14 protein-coding genes are annotated in these 16625 nt (G+C 71.7%); 9 read left to right on the plus strand and 5 right to left on the minus strand.

Going from position 1 to position 16625, the window contains the following annotated elements; all coding sequences use genetic code 11:
• The first annotated feature begins 6 nt into the window (after positions 1–6).
• Positions 7–2754: a LuxR C-terminal-related transcriptional regulator gene (locus tag ACQBJO_RS01145; RefSeq protein WP_421008010.1), complete on the plus strand. Its 2748-nt coding sequence runs from the start codon at positions 7–9 to the stop codon at positions 2752–2754.
• A 99-nt stretch (positions 2755–2853) separates the two neighbouring features.
• Here the strand turns inward: ACQBJO_RS01145 and ACQBJO_RS01150 are convergent, their stop codons facing one another.
• From ACQBJO_RS01150 to ACQBJO_RS01160, 3 genes are read right to left on the minus strand one after another with little or no spacing between them, the layout of a single operon-like run.
• Positions 2854–3705 (minus strand): ABC transporter permease, encoded by an 852-nt coding sequence (locus ACQBJO_RS01150; protein WP_421008011.1) that lies wholly within the window; start codon positions 3703–3705, stop codon positions 2854–2856.
• A complete protein-coding gene (locus ACQBJO_RS01155; RefSeq protein ID WP_421008012.1) occupies positions 3702–4667 on the minus strand; it encodes an ATP-binding cassette domain-containing protein in 966 nt (321 codons plus the stop codon). The genes ACQBJO_RS01150 and ACQBJO_RS01155 overlap by 4 nt, the downstream gene beginning before the upstream one ends.
• Positions 4668–4720: 53 nt before the next feature.
• On the minus strand, positions 4721–5371 hold the full coding sequence (locus tag ACQBJO_RS01160) for a DedA family protein (protein WP_421008013.1): 651 nt from the start codon (positions 5369–5371) through the stop codon (positions 4721–4723).
• A gap of 93 nt (positions 5372–5464) precedes the next feature.
• Between ACQBJO_RS01160 and ACQBJO_RS01165 the strand changes: the two genes are divergently transcribed.
• Positions 5465–6121: a TrmH family RNA methyltransferase gene (locus ACQBJO_RS01165; protein ID WP_421008014.1), complete on the plus strand. Its 657-nt coding sequence runs from the start codon at positions 5465–5467 to the stop codon at positions 6119–6121.
• Here the strand turns inward: ACQBJO_RS01165 and putP are convergent.
• Positions 6112–7638, minus strand: a complete 1527-nt coding sequence (gene putP / locus ACQBJO_RS01170; protein WP_421008015.1) for a sodium/proline symporter PutP — start codon at positions 7636–7638, stop codon at positions 6112–6114. The genes ACQBJO_RS01165 and putP overlap by 10 nt on opposite strands.
• 77 nt (positions 7639–7715) lie before the next feature.
• Here putP and ACQBJO_RS01175 point away from each other — a divergent pair, with 77 nt between their 5' ends.
• From ACQBJO_RS01175 to ACQBJO_RS01205, 7 genes are all read left to right on the plus strand, one after another.
• A complete protein-coding gene (locus ACQBJO_RS01175) occupies positions 7716–8912 on the plus strand; it encodes a pyridoxal phosphate-dependent aminotransferase (protein WP_421008016.1) in 1197 nt (398 codons plus the stop codon).
• A complete protein-coding gene (locus ACQBJO_RS01180) occupies positions 8909–9787 on the plus strand; it encodes a GNAT family N-acetyltransferase (protein ID WP_421008017.1) in 879 nt (292 codons plus the stop codon). Before ACQBJO_RS01175 ends, ACQBJO_RS01180 begins: the two co-directional genes overlap by 4 nt.
• A gap of 191 nt (positions 9788–9978) precedes the next feature.
• Complete coding sequence (fbaA, locus tag ACQBJO_RS01185) at positions 9979–11013, plus strand: class II fructose-bisphosphate aldolase (RefSeq protein ID WP_421008018.1); 1035 nt, start codon at positions 9979–9981, stop codon at positions 11011–11013.
• Positions 11013–11417 carry a DUF3151 domain-containing protein gene (locus tag ACQBJO_RS01190; RefSeq protein ID WP_255185050.1) on the plus strand — a complete coding sequence of 135 codons (405 nt, stop codon included), beginning with the start codon at positions 11013–11015 and terminating at the stop codon, positions 11415–11417. Before fbaA ends, ACQBJO_RS01190 begins: the two co-directional genes overlap by 1 nt.
• 269 nt (positions 11418–11686) lie before the next feature.
• On the plus strand, positions 11687–12484 hold the full coding sequence (locus ACQBJO_RS01195) for a helix-turn-helix transcriptional regulator (RefSeq protein ID WP_421008019.1): 798 nt from the start codon (positions 11687–11689) through the stop codon (positions 12482–12484).
• An 87-nt stretch (positions 12485–12571) separates the two neighbouring features.
• Positions 12572–13861, plus strand: a complete 1290-nt coding sequence (locus tag ACQBJO_RS01200; RefSeq protein WP_421008020.1) for an adenylosuccinate synthase — start codon at positions 12572–12574, stop codon at positions 13859–13861.
• A 149-nt stretch (positions 13862–14010) separates the two neighbouring features.
• Positions 14011–14190 carry a DUF5302 domain-containing protein gene (locus tag ACQBJO_RS01205; protein WP_255185053.1) on the plus strand — a complete coding sequence of 60 codons (180 nt, stop codon included), beginning with the start codon at positions 14011–14013 and terminating at the stop codon, positions 14188–14190.
• 70 nt (positions 14191–14260) lie between these two features.
• On the opposite strand, the gene ACQBJO_RS01210 is transcribed toward ACQBJO_RS01205, so the two are convergent.
• Positions 14261–16468, minus strand: coding sequence for a HelD family protein (locus ACQBJO_RS01210; RefSeq protein ID WP_421008021.1), 2208 nt, complete (start codon positions 16466–16468; stop codon positions 14261–14263).
• Between the last annotated feature and the right edge of the window lie 157 nt (positions 16469–16625).

Raw genomic sequence — 16625 nt, forward strand, 5'->3', positions numbered from 1 at the left:
GCACGAGTGATCCAGCCTGCGCGGCGCGATGCGGTCAGCGCGCCCGCCCCGGTGGGGCGTGCCCGCCTCGTCGCCTCGATCACCGCCCGTGTCCTCGACGGCCAGGCCGTCGCGGTCCACGGGCCGCGCGGGATGGGCCGATCGACGGTCCTCGACCTCGTGACCGCGGGCCTGCCGCACGCGATCACCGTGCGGCTGCAGCGGCTCGGCACCCCCGGCCACGGCGCCGCGCTCATCGCCGGTGCCTTCCCCGCAGAGACCCTCGACGAGCTGCCCGAGCGGATGCGCAGCGGGCTGCTCGACCCGGGCTCCCTGCCCACGGGCGACCCGACGGTGCTCCTCGGTGATGCGCTCACCGAGCTGCTCACGACCCAGGCGGGTCGGGCCCCCTTCGTCCTCGTCATCGACGACGGGCAGCACCTCGACCCGCTCACCCTCACCGCGCTGCGCACCGCCGCCTCCCGCTCGTTGGGACCCGGCGCGGTCGGCATCCTGATCGGCGTCGGGCCGCCGGAGGTGTCGGCGGACACGGGCTTCGTCCCCAGCCTCGTCGCCGCCCGCGAGGTCGAGCTGCTGCACCTCGACCTGCAGCCGCTCGCCGGCGCCGACACCGTCGAGATGCTCACTGCTGCAGGCGTGCCCACCGACACCGCGCTGTGGGCGCACCGTGAGTCGGGGGGCAACCCCGGGCTGGCCCACGACATCGCCCGGGCCGTCGACGGGCTCCCGCCGGCCGAGGCCATGCGGGCCGTGCACTCCCTCGTGCGGCAGGAGGCACTCGCCCTCTCCGAGCCGGTGCGGACCACGCTGCGGCGGGTCGCCGCGATGCACCAGCCGACGACGGCGGTGCTCACCCGGCTCGGCGGCGACCAGGCGGTCGCCAGCCTGCGCACCGCCCGGGCACTGGCCCTGCTCGTCAGCGAGGACGAGTACGTGCGGCTGACGCCCACCGCCCTGGGCGACGTGCTGCTCGAGTCCATCGACAGCGACGAGCTCGTCGGACTGCACCGGGAGCTCGCCGCGCACGCCGACAGCGACGCGCTGGCCCGCTATCACCTGGCCCTCGCCGGTGACACGGCGACCACGCCGGTGGACCTCGCCGCGGCGGCCGCCGAGACCGCCGCTCGAGGCGAGCACGACCTCGCCGCGCACCTCTACCTCCTCGCTGCGGACGCCGGCACCGCCGAGCGCGACGAGTGGATCACCTGTTGTCTCGAAAATGCCGTCATCGGCAAGGAGACGCGCGTGCTGCAGCGCGCGATCGAGGGCGCGGCCGGGCTCGCCGAGCCCGGTCACCGGGTGCGTGCCGACCTCGCACTCGTCGAGCTCGGCGACGTCTCGCCCGACGAGGTGCTCGTCACCGCGCTGCAGGCGGCTCGCGAGCACCCCGACCTGCAGGCCCGTGTGCTGCTCCAGCGCGCCCGTCTGCTGCTCGGCACCCACGACCTGCGCACCGCGCTCGACCTCGCCCGCCGCTCCGTCGAGCTCGCCGAGCGTGCCGGCCGCCCCGACATCGAGGTCGAGGCGCTGACCGTCGCCGCGTCGGTCACCCGCACCCTCGGCGACGGTGGCTCGCGCGCGCTCATCGACGCCGCAGCCGGGCTGGCCGGCCCGCCGCGCCCCGGTCAGGTGCACACCTCCGCGCGGTACATCGCCGCGCGCTTCGCGCTGCACGACGACGACCTCCGCCGGGCCCGGGCGGAGTTCGTCGACATGCTCGCCGGGGTCGGCCCCGACGCCGGCTACGACACCGTCCACGTGCTGCGCAGCCTCGTCGAGATCGTCGCCCGGCAGGGGCGTGGCCGCGAGGCGCTCGAGCTCGCCGGGCGCGCGACGCGTGCGGCGACGCACTTCGACACACCGGTCGCGACGACCTGGTACATCGAGGCGATGGCCGAGTCGGTCGGCGGGACCTTCGAGCGGACGGCGGTCGTCAGCGGCCGCGGGGTCGAGCTCGCCCGTGAGCAGGAGGACGAGCGCTACCTGCGCCGCCAGCTGGCCCACCTCGGTCTGGCGCGGCTGCACCTCGACGAGCTCGACGATGCCGTCGCCGCCTACCGCGAGCTGCGCTCGATCGACGAGGCGAGCGGGATCCGCGACGTCACCTCGCTGCGGTGGCACACCGACGGGGTCATGGCCTTCGCCCTCGTCGGCGAGGTCGACGAGGCCGCCGACCTGCTCGCCCGGGTGCGAGAGGAGATCGATGCCGGGCGCGGTGCGCCGGGTGTCGTCATCGCCGCAGACCGGGCCGAGGCGGAGATCGCGGCGGCACGCGGCGACCTCGATCTCGCCCGGCGTCTGGCGACCCGGTCCGCGACGGCCGCCGCCGAGCGACGTCTGCCGATCGAGCAGGCCAGATCGCTCGTCACCCTCGCCCATGTCGAGCGCCGGGCACGCCGCACCGGTCGCAGCCGCGAGGCCGCCGCCCGGGCGCGTGAGGTCCTGCGTCCCCTGCACGCCCACCCGTGGGCGGCCTGGGTGCAGGAGCGCTTCCCCGAGGGGGCGGCGCTGCACACGCTCGAGCCGGAGGAGCCCGAGGGCGGCGACGCGCAGACCCTGCTCGCCTCGCTCACGCTCACCGAGCAGCAGGTCGCCGGGCTCGTCGCCGACGGTGCGAGCAACCGCGAGATCGCCCAGCGACTGCACCTGAGCGTCAAGACCGTCGAGGGCACACTCACCCGCGTCTACCGCAAGTCGGGGCTGCGCTCGCGCACCCAGCTGGCCGCGCTCGTCCTCGGCCACGGCCCCCGATGACCACCCACACGTCGGGGGCGAGCGGGTCGAGGTATCCGCGACCGTCTATCTGGTCGGTGGTACCTCGATCCGGGTGGCGGATCTGGGGGCTCGGCTCCCTCAGTCGGTCGTGCGGGCGTTGAAGGCCCGCAGGGCCAGTGGCGCGATGACGAGCGTGATGCCCACCGACCAGATGATTGTCGCCAGCTCGGGATGCTGCAGCGGCCACGGGGCGTCGGCGCGCAGCGGCTGTCCCGCGACGCCCCAGTTGTCACGCATCGCCTGGCTGAGCGCCGAGATGGGGTTCCACTCGGCGACGGTGCGCAGCCAGCTCGGCATGACGTCGGTCCGCGCGAAGGCATTGGACAGGAAGGTGATCGGGAATATCGTCGTGAACATCAGACCGTTGACCGCTTCGACCGATCGCATCGCCGACCCGACGAGGATCCCGATCCAGATCATCGCGAAGCCGAAGAGCAGGAGCAGCCCGTAGCCGATGAGCGCGTTGACCACGCCTTCGTGCAGGCGCCACCCGATGAAGAGCCCGGTGACCGACATGACCGCGACGCCGATGCTCGAGTGGATGAGCGCGGCGATGCTGCGCGAGATGAGGATCGACGAGCGACGGATCGGCAGCGACCGCAGCCGGTCGACCATGCCCTTGCCGATGTCGGTGTTGAGCCCGATGGCGACGATGAAGGCGCTGAAGGCGATGGTCTGCGCCATGATCCCGGGCAGCAGCCAGGGCTTGTAGTCGACCCCGGGGATCTGGATCGAGCCCCCGAAGACATAGGCGAAGAGCAGGACGAACATCACGGGCTGGATCGTCACGTCGGTGAGCATCTCGGGCTGTCGCTTGATGTGCGTGAGGTTGCGCCGCACGAGGGTGGTGATCTGGCGGACCCGGCCGGCACCGGCCGGTGTCGGGCTCGCGTGCACGTCGATGGAGCCGGTGTCGCTCTGGGCGGTCATGCCGGTGTCTCCTGGTTGGTGGACTCCTCGGCGGCATGGCCGGTGAGGGAGAGGAAGACGTCGTCGAGGCTCGGGCGCTGCATGCCCAGGTCGTCGACGTCGATGTCGGCGGCGTCGAGGGCGCCGGCGATGCGAGTGAGGTCGGCGACGCCGGCGCCGGGGGCGGTCAGCCGGCGGGCGTCGGCGTCGACGTGGACCTCGCCGACGGCCTCACGGACGAGCTCGGCGGCACGAGCCACCTCGTCGTGGCGGGAGACGGTGACAACGAGGCTCGTGGCACCGGACTGGTCCTTGAGCTCGAGCGGGGTGCCCTGGGCGATGATCCGCCCGTGGTCGATGACGCAGATGCGGTCGGCGAGCTGGTCGGCCTCGTCGAGGTACTGGGTCGTGAGGAGCAGCGTCGTGCCGTCGCGCACGAGGTCGCGCAGCACCTCCCACAGCTCGACCCGGCTGCGCGGGTCGAGGCCGGTCGTCGGCTCGTCGAGGAAGAGCACGGACGGGTGGGCGATGAGGCTCACGGCCAGGTCGATCCGTCGGCGCATGCCGCCGGAGTAGTCCTTGACCACCTTGTTGCCCGCCTCGGCGAGCGAAAACCGCTCGAGCAGGTCGTCGGCCCGACGGCGGACCTCGCGGCCGGGCAGGCCGTAGAGGTCGCCGATCAGCCGCAGATTTTCCCTCCCCGTCAGCAGGTCGTCGACTGTGGCGGACTGCGCCGTCAGGCCCATGCTCGCGCGCACCGCCTCGGGATCGGCGACGACGTCGTGCCCGGCGACCCGCGCGGTGCCCCGCGTCGGGGTGGCGAGCGTGGTCATCATGCGCACGGTCGTCGTCTTGCCGGCGCCGTTGGGCCCCAGGAGGCCGAAGACAGTGCCCTGGGGGACTTTGAAGCTCACGTCGTCGACGGCCACGAAGTCACCGAAGGTCTTCACCAGGCCGGAGGCCTCGATCACGGGTGCGGTCATGTCGGTCCACGCTAGGGGGTGGCACCGACAGTGGACAGCGGATTTCCCTTCGCCTACTCCAGGGTCTCGACGTCGATGTGGTCGTCGGGGTCGTGGCTGCGGCGCACCGAGCGCCGCCACATCCACGCGACGACCCCGAGGACGGCGAGGACGATGAGGACGTAGACGACCTTGCTGATCGGGTCCATGTACTGCTCGACGAGGTGGTAGCGGTCGCCGAGCTGGAAGCCGATCCACACGAAGAGGGAGTTCCAGATGAGCGAGCCGGCGGTCGTGTAGCCGAGGAACTTCGCCACCGGCATGCGGTCGATGCCGGCGGGGATCGAGATGATGCTGCGGATCCCGGGGACGAAGCGGCCGAGGAAGACGGCCTTGGGCCCGTGCTTGGTGAACCACGCGTCGGCCTTGTCGATGTCGGCGACGTCGACGAGCGGCATCCGGTGCGCGATGACCTTGAGCCGGTCGATCCCGAGCGCCGCGCCGATGCCGTAGAGCAACAGCGCACCGGCGACCGATCCGAACGTCGCCCAGAGCACCGCCTCGACGATCGAGTAGCGGCCCTGTGCGGCGGTGAAGCCGGCGAGCGGCAGGATCACCTCGCTGGGGATCGGCGGGAAGACGTTCTCGAGGAAGATGCCCAGCGCGATGCCGGGCCCCCCGATCCGGTCCATGAGGTCGAGGACCCACTCGACGATGGTGTTCATGCGGCCCTTCCGCGGAGGTGACGTCTACGGTGGGGGCCCGTGAGCACCCCGGATGATCATGCCAAGGCTAGGGGCGGACCCTCCGCGTCGCCTGTGAGCCACGGCGTCGGTCCGTGGGTGGGCGAGTGGCCTGACGACCCGCACCTCGACCCCGAGCTGCTCCGCGACGGCGACCGGCGCAATGTCGAGGACCGTTACCGCTACTGGTCCCACGAGGCGATCACCGCTGACCTGGCGACCCGGCGGCACGCCTTCCACATCGCCATCGAGAACTGGGAGCACGACTTCAACATCGGTTCGGTCGTGCGCACGGCCAACGCCATGGGGGCCGCGGCCTTCCACATCGTCGGCAAGAGGCGGTGGAACCGTCGCGGTGCCATGGTCACCGACCGCTACCAGATGGAGCACCACCATCCGTCCGTCGCGGACTTCGCGCAGTGGGCGGCGACGGCGGGCGAAGGGGGGAGGCCCCTTCGCATCATCGGCATCGACAACGTGCCGGGCTCGGTCCCGATCGAGACCTTCGACCTGCCCCGCGACTGCGTCCTCGTCCTCGGCCAGGAGGGCCCGGGGATCTCGCCGGAGATGCTCGAGGTGTGCGAGGTCGTGCTCGAGATCACGCAGTTCGGCTCGACCCGCTCGATCAACGCCGGCGCGGCCGCGGCGATCGCGATGCACGCCTGGGTGCGGCGGCACCACTTCGGTCAGGTGCCGTCGACCAGTCAGGCGCCGCTGTCGGCTCAGCCCTGACGGGTGAGGTCGACGTCGCCGCGACCGTCGGAGAGCTCGCGCTCCATCCGCTCGAACTCCGCCTGGATCTCCGGGTCGGTCGACGGCTTGGCCAGCGAGACGACGACGGCGACGAGCAGGTTGAGCGCGAAGCCCGGGACGATCTCGTACATCCGGTCGCTCAGGCTGTCGATGTTGCCCCAGACGAAGACGGTGACCGCGCCGACGACCATGCCGGCGAGGGCGCCGGTCGCGGTGAGGCGACGCCAGTAGAGCGCGAGCAGGACGATCGGGCCGAAGGCCGCACCGAAGCCGGCCCACGCGAAGGCGACGAGCTCGAGGATCGCCGAGCTCGGGTCGAGCGCGAGCACCAGACCGACGAGCGCGACGACGAGGACGCCGACCCGCCCGTAGAGGAGCAGCGCCTTGTCCGACGCCTTGCGGCCGGTGAGGTTGACGAGGTCCTCCACGAGGGCGGAGGAGCACACGACGAGCTGGCTCGACATCGTCGACATGATCGCGGCGAGCACGGCCGCGAGGACGAAGCCCGCGACGAGCGGGTGGAAGAAGACCTGCGCCAGGAGCAGGAAAACGGTCTCGGGGTCGTCGATCTGCTTGGCCGGGTCGGGGCCGTTGAAGTAGGCGACGCCGATGAGCGCGGTCGTGATCGCGCCGAGGGCGGTGATGATCATCCACGTCGTGCTGACGATGCGGCCGTAGTGCGCGTCGGCGGAGGTGCGCAGGGCCATGAAGCGCACGATGATGTGCGGCTGGCCGAAGTAGCCCAGGCCCCACGCGGCCGTGGAGAAGATGCCCAGCGCGAGCAGGGCGGCGCCGTCGTCGCCGGCGAAGAGGTTGAAGGCGTCGGGGTTGACCGCCGTGACCCCGTCGACGATGTCGCCCGGCGAGCCCATCTTGACGACGGCGACGATCGGCACCGCGACGAGCGCGGCGAACATCAGCAAGCCCTGGGCGACGTCGGTGAGCGTCGCGCCGAGGAAGCCGCCGAAGAGCGTGTAGACGAGCGTGACCGCGGCGACGAGCAGCACGCCGTGCAGGTACTCCCAGCCGAAGGAGCTCTCGAAGAACTTGCCGGCGGCGACCATGCCGGAGGAGACGTAGAAGGTGAAGAAGGCGAGGATGACCAGCGCGGCGACGATGCGCAGCAGGTTGTTCCGGTCACGCAGCCGGCGCCCGAAGAAGCTCGGGATGGTGATCGAGTCGCCCGCGATCTCGGTGTAGGCGCGCAGGCGGGGCGCGACGAACTTCCAGTTGAGCCAGGCGCCGACCGTCAGGCCGATGGCGATCCACGACTCGATGAGGCCGGAGGCGTAGATGGCGCCGGGCAGGCCCATGAGCAGCCAGCCGGACATGTCGGCGGCGTTGGCGGACAGCGCCGCGACGGCCGGGTGCAGCCCGCGCTCGGCGAGCATGTAGCCGTCGATGTTGCGAGTGCGGGTGTAGGCGTAGTAGCCGATCGCGAGCATCGCGGCGAAGTACACGCCGATGGCGATGAGCTGATAAGTCGTCTCCGACACGGGAGTCCTCTCTGGAAGGTGTGGCCGGGAGACAGTACACCCGGACGTGGCCCGTATCACAGTGCGACCATGACCGCATGACGTCTCCCTTCGCCCCCTCCACCCGGTCCGCGGTCGCCCCCTTCGAGGTCATGGACGTCCTGGCCACCGTCGCCCGGATGCGCGCGGAGGGTCGCGAGGTCATCTCGCTGTGCGCCGGCGAGCCGAGCCAGGGTGCGCCCGGTCCGGTCCACGAGGCCGCGGCGGCGATCCATGCCGAAGGGAGGTCCCTGGGCTACACGCCCGCGCTCGGCACCGCGGCGCTGCGGTCGGCCATCGCCGGCCACTACCGGCGGTGGTACGACCTCGACGTCGACCCCACCGAGGTGGCGGTGACGACCGGCAGCTCCGGTGGCTTCGTCCTGTCCTTCCTCGCGGCCTTCGACCACGGCGACCGGGTCGCGCTGGCCCGGCCCGGCTACCCGGCCTACCGCAACATCCTCGCCGGGCTCGGCTGCGAGGTCGTCGACATCGAGACCGGGCCCGCGGAGCGCTACCAGCCGACCGTCGCCCAGCTCGAGGCGGCGCACGCGCGGGCCCCGCTCGCCGGGCTCGTCCTCGCCTCGCCGGCCAACCCCACGGGCACGATGGTCGACCGTGGTGAGCTCACGGCGATCGCCGCTTGGTGCAGCGCCCACGGCGTGCGTCTGGTGAGCGACGAGATCTACCACGGCGTCACCTACGGCACCGGCCCCGACGCGAAGGGGGTCAGCGCCCGCGAGGTCGACGAGCACGCGATCGTCGTCTCCTCCTTCAGCAAGTACTGGGGCATGACCGGGTGGCGCCTCGGCTGGCTCCTCGTGCCGCAGGACCTGCGGGCCGCGGTCGACGCGCTCGCGGGCAACATCGCGCTCTGCCCGCCGGCGGCTGCCCAGGAGGCGGCGGTGGCGGCCTTCTCGGAGGAGTCCTACCGGCAGTGCGAGGCGGCGCTCGTCGACTTCGGCCGGGCCCGCGAGGTGCTGCTCGACCGGGTGCCCGAGCTCGGGTGGGGCGCCGCGGCGCCCGCCGACGGGGCCTTCTACTACTGGGCCGACCTGGGGGAGCAGCTCGCGGGCTTCGCCGATGCGCGGGAGTACGCGTCGGCGCTGCTCGAGGCGACCGGTGTGGCCGTGACGCCGGGTGGTGACTTCGACCCGGTCGAGGGGTCGCACTGCGTGCGGCTGTCGCTCGCCGCGGGGCCGGAGGCCATCGCCGAGGCGCTCGACCGGATCATCGCCTGGCAGGACGCGCGATGACCCTCCTCGAGGTCTTCCACGAGCAGATCCGGCTCGCCGGGCGCGAGGACGAGCCGCGCCCCGGGCTGGTCATCGACACCGACGGCCCGGTGCGACGCACCTGGACGCGAGACCCGGGTGGCTTCGCCATGGTCGAGTGCCCGGCCGGCTTGGGGGAGGCCCCCGACCACTGGATCGACCGCCAGGTCGAGTTCTTCCGCGGGCGGGGGCAGGAGCTCGAGTGGAAGACCTACGACGACGACGAGCCCGCCGACCTGCTCGACCGCCTGCGGCACAAGGGCTTCGAGATCGGTGACGACGAGGCGCTCGTCCTGGGACGCGTCGCGGACCTCGTCCACCCCGCCTCGCCAACCCTGCAGGACCCTAAGGTCTTGCAGAGTTCCAGGCCCGCAACTTCGCAAGACCCCAGGGTCTTGCAGAGTTCTGGGCAGGGGCGCGGCGGCGCGAAGGGGGTCCACCTGCGGCGGGTGGAGGTGGACGACGATGCCGCCTTCGCCGGCATCGAGGCCCTCATGGAGGTCGTCTGGGGGCGGCGCGACGGGCACACCGCCCGGCTGCGCGAGGAGCTGCGGGCCGCGCCCGAGGGGCTCGACGTGCTCGTCGCCGAGCTGGACGGGCAGATCGTCTCCGCCGCCTGGGTGCGCTACTCGCCGGGCACCGACTTCTGCTCCTTCTGGGGCGGGTCGACCCATCCCGACGCCCGCGGTCGCGGGGTCTACCGCGCACTCGTCGCGGAGCGGGCCCGCCTGGCCGCGGCGCGGGGCTTCCCCTTCGTCCGGGTGGACTGCTCCCCGGAGTCGCTGCCGATCCTCACCCGGCTCGGGCTGCAGCGGGTCGCGACGACCGTGCCGGCCACGCTGCCCGTCGTGAGGTGACCCGCGGGTACGACGACCACGTCTCACGCCGACATGCCCTGGGACCCCGGGATGACGGGTGTGGCCGGGCAGTCGCCCGGCGACTGATATCCGTACCCGCGCGTAACGTCCACGGTGCGTGGTCGGGCGCAGGACGATCTGCGAGGATCGGCGCCAAGACCACCGATCACCGCGCCAGGAGGCCTCACGCCATGCCCATCGCCACTCCCGACGTCTATCGCGACATGCTCGACCGCGCGAAGGCCGGGTCCTTCGCCTACCCGGCGATCAACGTCACCTCCAGCCAGACGCTCAACGCCGCCATCCGCGGCTTCGCCGAGGCCGGCAGCGACGGCATCGTCCAGGTCTCGACCGGCGGCGCCGAGTACCTCTCCGGCCCCACGATCAAGGACATGGTGACCGGCTCCCTCGCGCTGGCCGCCTACGCCGAGCAGGTCGCGAAGAACTACGACGTCAACATCGCGCTGCACACCGACCACTGCCCCAAGGACAAGCTCGACGGCTTCGTCCGCCCGCTGCTCGCGGCGAGCAAGGAGCGCCGGGACGCCACCGGCCTGCCGATCTTCCAGTCGCACATGTGGGACGGCTCGGCCGTGCCGCTCGACGAGAACCTCACCATCGCGCAGGAGCTGCTCGAGCTGAGTGCGGCCGCCGACATCATCCTCGAGGTGGAGATCGGCGTCGTCGGTGGCGAGGAGGACGGTGTTGCCAACGAGATCAACGACCAGCTCTACACGACCCCCGAGGACGCGCTCGCGACCGTCGAGGCGCTCGGCCTCGGCGAGAAGGGCCGCTACATGACGGCCCTGACCTTCGGCAACGTCCACGGCGTCTACAAGCCGGGCAACGTCAAGCTGCGCCCCGAGATCCTCAAGCAGTGCCAGGACGCGATCGTCGCGAAGTACGGCAAGGACCACGGTGAGCGCCCGCTCGACCTCGTCTTCCACGGCGGCTCGGGCTCGACCGCGCAGGAGATCAGCGACGCCGTCGACTTCGGCGTCGTGAAGATGAACGTCGACACCGACACCCAGTACGCCTTCACCCGCCCGGTCGCCGGATTCATGCTCGAGAACTACTCCGGCGTGCTCAAGATCGACGGCGAGGTCGGCAACAAGAAGCAGTACGACCCGCGTGCGTGGGGCAAGGAGGCGGAGGCGTCGATGGCCGCGCGCATCGTCGAGGCCTGCGAGAACCTCCGCTCGGCCGGGACGTCGGTGAAGGCCTGATGGTGGACAACCTGCTCGGCATCCCCGAGACGAAGCTGCCCGAGGACCCGGCGACCGCGCGGATCGAGGCCGGTGAGGACGCCGCGAAGGTGGCGGCGGACCTCCCTTCGTCCTCCCTGCCGTGGGCGGTGCTCGCCGAGGCCGCCCTCGACGGTGGCCGCTCCATCGAGGGCTATGCCTACGCCCGCACCGGCTACCACCGCGGGCTCGACGCGCTGCGGCGCTCCGGGTGGAAGGGCCAGGGGCCGGTGCCGTGGGCGCACGTGCCCAACCGTGGCTTCCTGAGGGCGCTCGCGGCACTGTCGCAGGCCGCCGGCGAGATCGGCGAGAGCGACGAGGAGGCGCGCTGCCGCACCTTCCTCACCGACTCCTCGCTCGAGGCAGCGCGGGCGCTGCTCGGCTGAGCTTCGGTCCTGAGGAGGTCACGCAGCGACCGTCTCGAAGGGAACACCTGAAGGGCGTCACGACCACTGGTCGTGACGCCCTACGTCGTCGGTCCGGTGTCCCTGCCCGGAAGTCTGCTGGTGCTGTGCGGCCCTGCCTTACCACAGCAAGGCGGGGAGCGCCGCTCGAAGTCCCCTGATCCCAACGCGGCGCCCCCGCAGGACTGATTGTGCCCCACGTTCACCCCGAAAAACGGCACGAGGAGGCCAGTGGCACTAACATGCCATGCATGTCCGGACATGACCCTGTCGACGACGAACCGCTGCGTCGGCTGGAGCAGTACCTCGCCTCCGACACCCTGCGCGTCGAGCGGGCCCGGGACCAGCTCGCCGACATCGGCGACGCCCTGATGACGCTGCGCGCCCGGATGCACAACATCGACCTCGGTGACGACCCCGGCGTCCAGGTGCTCACGCAGGAGATGGCCGCCCCGATGATCGACCGGGTCGCCGGCCACGTCGACCGCACCGACAACGTCATCCTCTCGACCGACACCGGCGCCGGTCAGCAGGAGGCGAACTCGCGCCACGAGCGCGACCGTGCCGTCGAGGGGCAGCGCCAACGTGCCCTCGTGCACCCCGGGGTCCTCGAGACCGAGCTCGCCCGGGCCGAGCTCGCCGCCAAGCGCGGCTCCGGCCAGGAGCAGCGGGTCTCCGACCTCGTCGCGACGGAGTTCCTCGTCCTCGGCGACGAGGCCGTCGTGACGCTGGCCGAGTGGGGCGACCCGCACGCGCCCTACGTCTTCATCCGCAACCCCGCGCTCGTCCAGTGCTTCGCCGGCTGGTTCGAGCTCATGTGGGCGGTCTCCCCGGAGATCGAGGTGCCCGAAGGGAGCGCCGACGACGCTCTCATCCGCATGCTGGCCCTCGGGGCCAAGGACGAGATGATCGCGCGCACCCTGCACGTCGGGCTGCGGACCGTGCGCCGCCGGGTGGCCGCCCTCATGGACCGCTACGGCGTGAGCACGCGCTTCCAGCTCGGGGTCGCGCTGGAGCGCGACGGTCGGCTCGGGGCGGCGCCTCGGTAGAGTGTGCTCGTCAGCAGCCGCGGGGCCGCCCCGCGGCTGATGTGTTGTCGAGACCCGCTCCCGTCACGGGGTGGGCGAGGAGGACCGATGCCGGCGATCGTGCTGATCGGGGCCCAGTGGGGCGACGAGGGCAAGGGCAAGGCGACTGACCTCATGGGCAACGACGTGGACTACGTCGTGAAGTTCAACGGGGGCAACAACGCGGGCCACACCGTCGTCATCGAGGGCGAGAAGTACGCCCTCCACCTGCTGCCCTCGGGCATCCTCACCCCGAGCGTCGTGCCGGTCATCGGCAACGGCGTCGTCATCGACCTCGAGGTCCTCTTCCAGGAGCTCGACGGGCTCGAGGCGCGCGGTGTCGACACCTCGAAGCTGCTCGTGAGCGCCAACGCGCACATCATCGCGCCCTACAACCGCACGCTCGACAAGGTCACCGAGCGCTTCCTCGGCAAGCGCAAGATCGGCACGACCGGTCGCGGCATCGGTCCGACCTACGCCGACAAGATGAACCGCGTCGGCGTCCGGGTGCAGGACATCTTCGACGAGGGGATCCTGCGGCAGAAGGTCGAGGCCGCGCTCGACGTCAAGAACCAGATCCTCGCGAAGATCTACAACACCCGGGCCGCGGACGCCGAGGCCGTCGTCGCCGAGCTGCTCTCCTACGCCGACCGGCTGCGCCCGATGGTCGCCGACACCAGCCTCGAGCTGGAGAAGGCGCTCGACGCCGGCAAGAACGTCCTGCTCGAGGCCGGCCAGGCGACCCTGCTCGACGTCGACCACGGCACCTACCCCTTCGTCACCTCGTCGTCGGCGACCGCCGGTGGCGCGTGCACCGGCTCGGGCATCCCGCCGACCCGCGTCGGCCGGGTCATCGCGATCCTCAAGGCCTACTCGACCCGCGTCGGCGAGGGGCCCTTCCCGACCGAGCTCTTCGACGACGACGGCGAGTTCCTGCGCAAGACCGGCCACGAGTACGGCACGACGACCGGCCGCCCGCGCCGCACCGGCTGGCTCGACGCCGTCGTCGGCCGCTACGCGACCCGGATCAACGGCGTCACCGACTTCGTCGTCACCAAGCTCGACGTGCTCACCGGGCTCGAGCGGGTGCCGATCTGCGTCGCCTACGAGATCGACGGCGAGCGGGTCGAGGAGATGCCGGTCAACCAGTCCGACGTCCACCACGCCACCCCGGTCTACGAGTACCTCGACGGCTGGTGGGAGGACATCACCCACTGCCGCACCTTCGAGGAGCTGCCGGCCAATGCCCAGGCCTACGTGCTGCGCGCCGAGGAGCTCATCGGCGCCCGAGTCTCGGCGATCGGTGTCGGGCCGGGCCGCGAGGAGATCATCCAGCGCCACCCCCTCCTCGACGCCTGACGTCCCATCCGGTCCCTGAGGAGGGAGGCCGCCCGCGGCCGATCGTCTCGAAGGGCCGTCGAAAAGGCGTTGCCTTCACCCCCTTCGTGCTGGAAGGTGGGCACACGGGGTCGCAGCCGCGGTCCCGGCCGCCGACGAAGGGAGGTCCCATGAGCAACCACGAGAGCGCTCCTGAGGACGTGAAGGCGAAGTTCCGGGAAGCGCTGGAGAAGAAGCAGTCGCACGGCGGAGCGAATGTCTCGCCCGACGGCTCGCACGGCAAGGTCGAGGACGCGCACCGCGCCGAGACCAGTGCGACCCAGCAGATGTTCCGCCGCAAGAGCGGCTGACCACTCACTCCACACGGACGGCCCCGGGGCACCTGCTGCCCCGGGGCCGTTCCGCGTGTGACGAAGGGGGTCAGTCCAGCGGGCGCAGCACCGTCATCCGGTGCGCCGCGCGGGTGAGCACGACGTAGAGCACGCGCGCGCCGCCGGGGGCTTCGCGCACGATGGCGTCGGGGTCGACGACGAGGGTCGCGTCCCACTCCAGGCCCTTCGTCGACAGCGGGTCGATGACGACGACCCGGCCGTCGTGGGTGCCGTCGAGCGGCAGCACGGCCTCGGCGTGACGCTGTGGCGTGATGACCGCGATCGACCCGTCGACCTCCTCGGCCAGGTGCGAGAGCGCCTCTGCCGCAACGGTCGCCACGTCGGGGCGCGAGGTGGCGAGGGCGTCGCCGAAGGTGACGTCCTGCGGCCGCACGCCCGTCTCGCGGACGGCGTCGGGGATGTCGGCGTCGGGCACGACGGGCAGGATGACGTCGCGTGCGTAGTCGAAGATCTCCTGCGCGTTGCGGTAGTTCGTCGTCATGTGGAAGGCCTGGCGCGGCTGGGTGCCGTAGGCCTCCTCGCGAGCGCGGTCGGCCTCGGCGACATCGGGCCACGACGCCTGGGCCACGTCGCCGACGACGGTCCACGAGGCGCGGCGGCCGCGCCGGCCGATCATCCGCCACTGCATCGGCGAGAGGTCCTGGGCCTCGTCGACGAGGACGTGGGCGTAGTCGCTGTAGCGACCGACGGTGCCGTGGAGCAGCCGCTCGCGGGCCGTCGTCGGGCTGAGCGTCTGGGTGACCTCGGGCTCGCGGATCGCCGAGCCCATGGCCTGCAGCTCGGCGACGCCGTCGAGCTCCTCGATCTCGTAGAAGGAGCGCTCCTCCGGGGCGGCCTCCTCGACCTGGCCGAGGCGTACCGAGAGCTCGTCGACGAGGGCGACGTCGGAGACGGTCCACGTGCCGAGCTCGAGGGTCTCGCGGGCGGCGTGGGCGAGGGCGGCGGCGTCGCCCTGGCTGAGGACGGATCGGGTGACCTCGTAGGCCAGCTCGGTGTCCTCGAGCCACAGCAGTGCCTCGCGGGGGTCGACCTGCGGCCACCAGGCGGCGACGAAGTCGTCGACGGCGATGGACTCGTCGAAGGCGTCGAGGAACTCGTCGCGGTCTCCCTCGCGCACCTGTCGCCAAGCGGCCTCGGCGAGCAGCTGGCGCACGTGCTTGGTCGCCTGGTTGCGCGTGCGGTCGCGCAGCGCACGCCGGCGGATGTCGGTGAGCTCGCGCTCGTCGAGGTGGACGGGCAGGCCGCCGACCATGACGCGCAGGCTCGTCGGGGCGCCCGGGACGGGCAGCGCGGCGAGCCGGTTGAGCACGGTGCGCATCTGCAACGAGCCCTTGATCGCGGCGACCTCGGGCGACTCGTGCCGCACCGCCGTGATGACGTCGACGACGTCGCCGAGGGAGCGCAGCGTCACGGAGTCCTCGCCGAGCGAAGGGAGCACCCGCTCGATGTAGGCGGTGTAGGCCGCGGAGGGTCCGATGACGAGGATGCCGCCGGACTCGTAGCGGCGTCGGTTGGCGTAGAGCAGGTAGGCGGCACGGTGCAGGGCGACGACCGTCTTGCCGGTGCCGGGGCCGCCGCTGATCTCGGTGATGCCGCGGTCGCTCGCGCGGATCGCCTCGTCCTGGTGGGTCTGGATCGTCGCGACGATGTCGCGCATCTGCTGGCCGCGGCTGCGGGTCAGGGCCGCGAGGAGCGCGCCGTCGCCGACGACGACCAGGTCCTCGGGTGCCTCCGGGACCATGAGGTCGTCCTCGACCCCGACGACCTGCTCGCCGCGGCAGCGCAGCACGCGCCGGCGGATGACGCCCTGGTTGTCGCCCGGCGTCGCGCGGTAGAAGGGAGAGGCGGCAGGGGCGCGCCAGTCGATGACGAGGGGCTCGTAGTCGTCGTCGCGCACGCCGAGACGGCCGATGTAGCGCACCTCACGGTCCGACTGGTCTGCTCCCTCGGCAGCGTGGTCGAGGTCGAGCCGACCGAAGACCAGCCCCTCGTGCTGGTGCTCGAGGCTGGCCATGCGGCGCGCGGCGTTGAAGACGAGGGCATCGCGCTCGAAGAGGCCGGACATCTCCTCGTCGCGGACGTCGCCGGTGCGGTCGGTGCGACCGCGCGACATGCCGTCGACGGCCACGAGATCAGCGCGTTTGCCAGCCTTGGCGAGCTCGGTGTGGACGCGGTCGAGATGCTGCTGCTCGATGGCGATCTCGGCGGCGACGGCATCGACGTGGGTGTCGGTCACAGGGCCTCGTGCTCCCCTTCGGCTGGACAGGAGGACCGAGTCTAGTTGCTCGCGACGATGCCCTGATGACGCGGGTCGTGGGGGTCTGCGGAGGGGGCCGTCGCACGAACTGGTCCGCTCCATCTTGATTTCACCCTCAACAAGGTGTCAGTATCAG

Origin of the sequence: Janibacter zhangyanbonis, assembly GCF_050507325.1 — a bacterium.
Taxonomy (GTDB): Bacteria; Actinomycetota; Actinomycetes; order Actinomycetales; family Dermatophilaceae; genus Janibacter.

Bases quoted from the DNA above. Each gene is read 5' to 3' on its own strand.
- ACQBJO_RS01205 (WP_255185053.1), top strand. From the start codon at position 14,011: ATGAGCAACCACGAGAGCGCTCCTGAGGACGTGAAGGCGAAGTTCCGG.
- ACQBJO_RS01155 (WP_421008012.1), bottom strand. From the start codon at position 4,667: ATGACCGCACCCGTGATCGAGGCCTCCGGCCTGGTGAAGACCTTCGGT.
- ACQBJO_RS01150 (WP_421008011.1), bottom strand. From the start codon at position 3,705: ATGACCGCCCAGAGCGACACCGGCTCCATCGACGTGCACGCGAGCCCG.
- ACQBJO_RS01180 (WP_421008017.1), top strand. From the start codon at position 8,909: ATGACCCTCCTCGAGGTCTTCCACGAGCAGATCCGGCTCGCCGGGCGC.
- ACQBJO_RS01190 (WP_255185050.1), top strand. From the start codon at position 11,013: ATGGTGGACAACCTGCTCGGCATCCCCGAGACGAAGCTGCCCGAGGAC.
- fbaA (WP_421008018.1), top strand. From the start codon at position 9,979: ATGCCCATCGCCACTCCCGACGTCTATCGCGACATGCTCGACCGCGCG.
- ACQBJO_RS01160 (WP_421008013.1), bottom strand. From the start codon at position 5,371: ATGAACACCATCGTCGAGTGGGTCCTCGACCTCATGGACCGGATCGGG.
- ACQBJO_RS01195 (WP_421008019.1), top strand. From the start codon at position 11,687: ATGTCCGGACATGACCCTGTCGACGACGAACCGCTGCGTCGGCTGGAG.
- ACQBJO_RS01200 (WP_421008020.1), top strand. From the start codon at position 12,572: ATGCCGGCGATCGTGCTGATCGGGGCCCAGTGGGGCGACGAGGGCAAG.
- ACQBJO_RS01175 (WP_421008016.1), top strand. From the start codon at position 7,716: ATGACGTCTCCCTTCGCCCCCTCCACCCGGTCCGCGGTCGCCCCCTTC.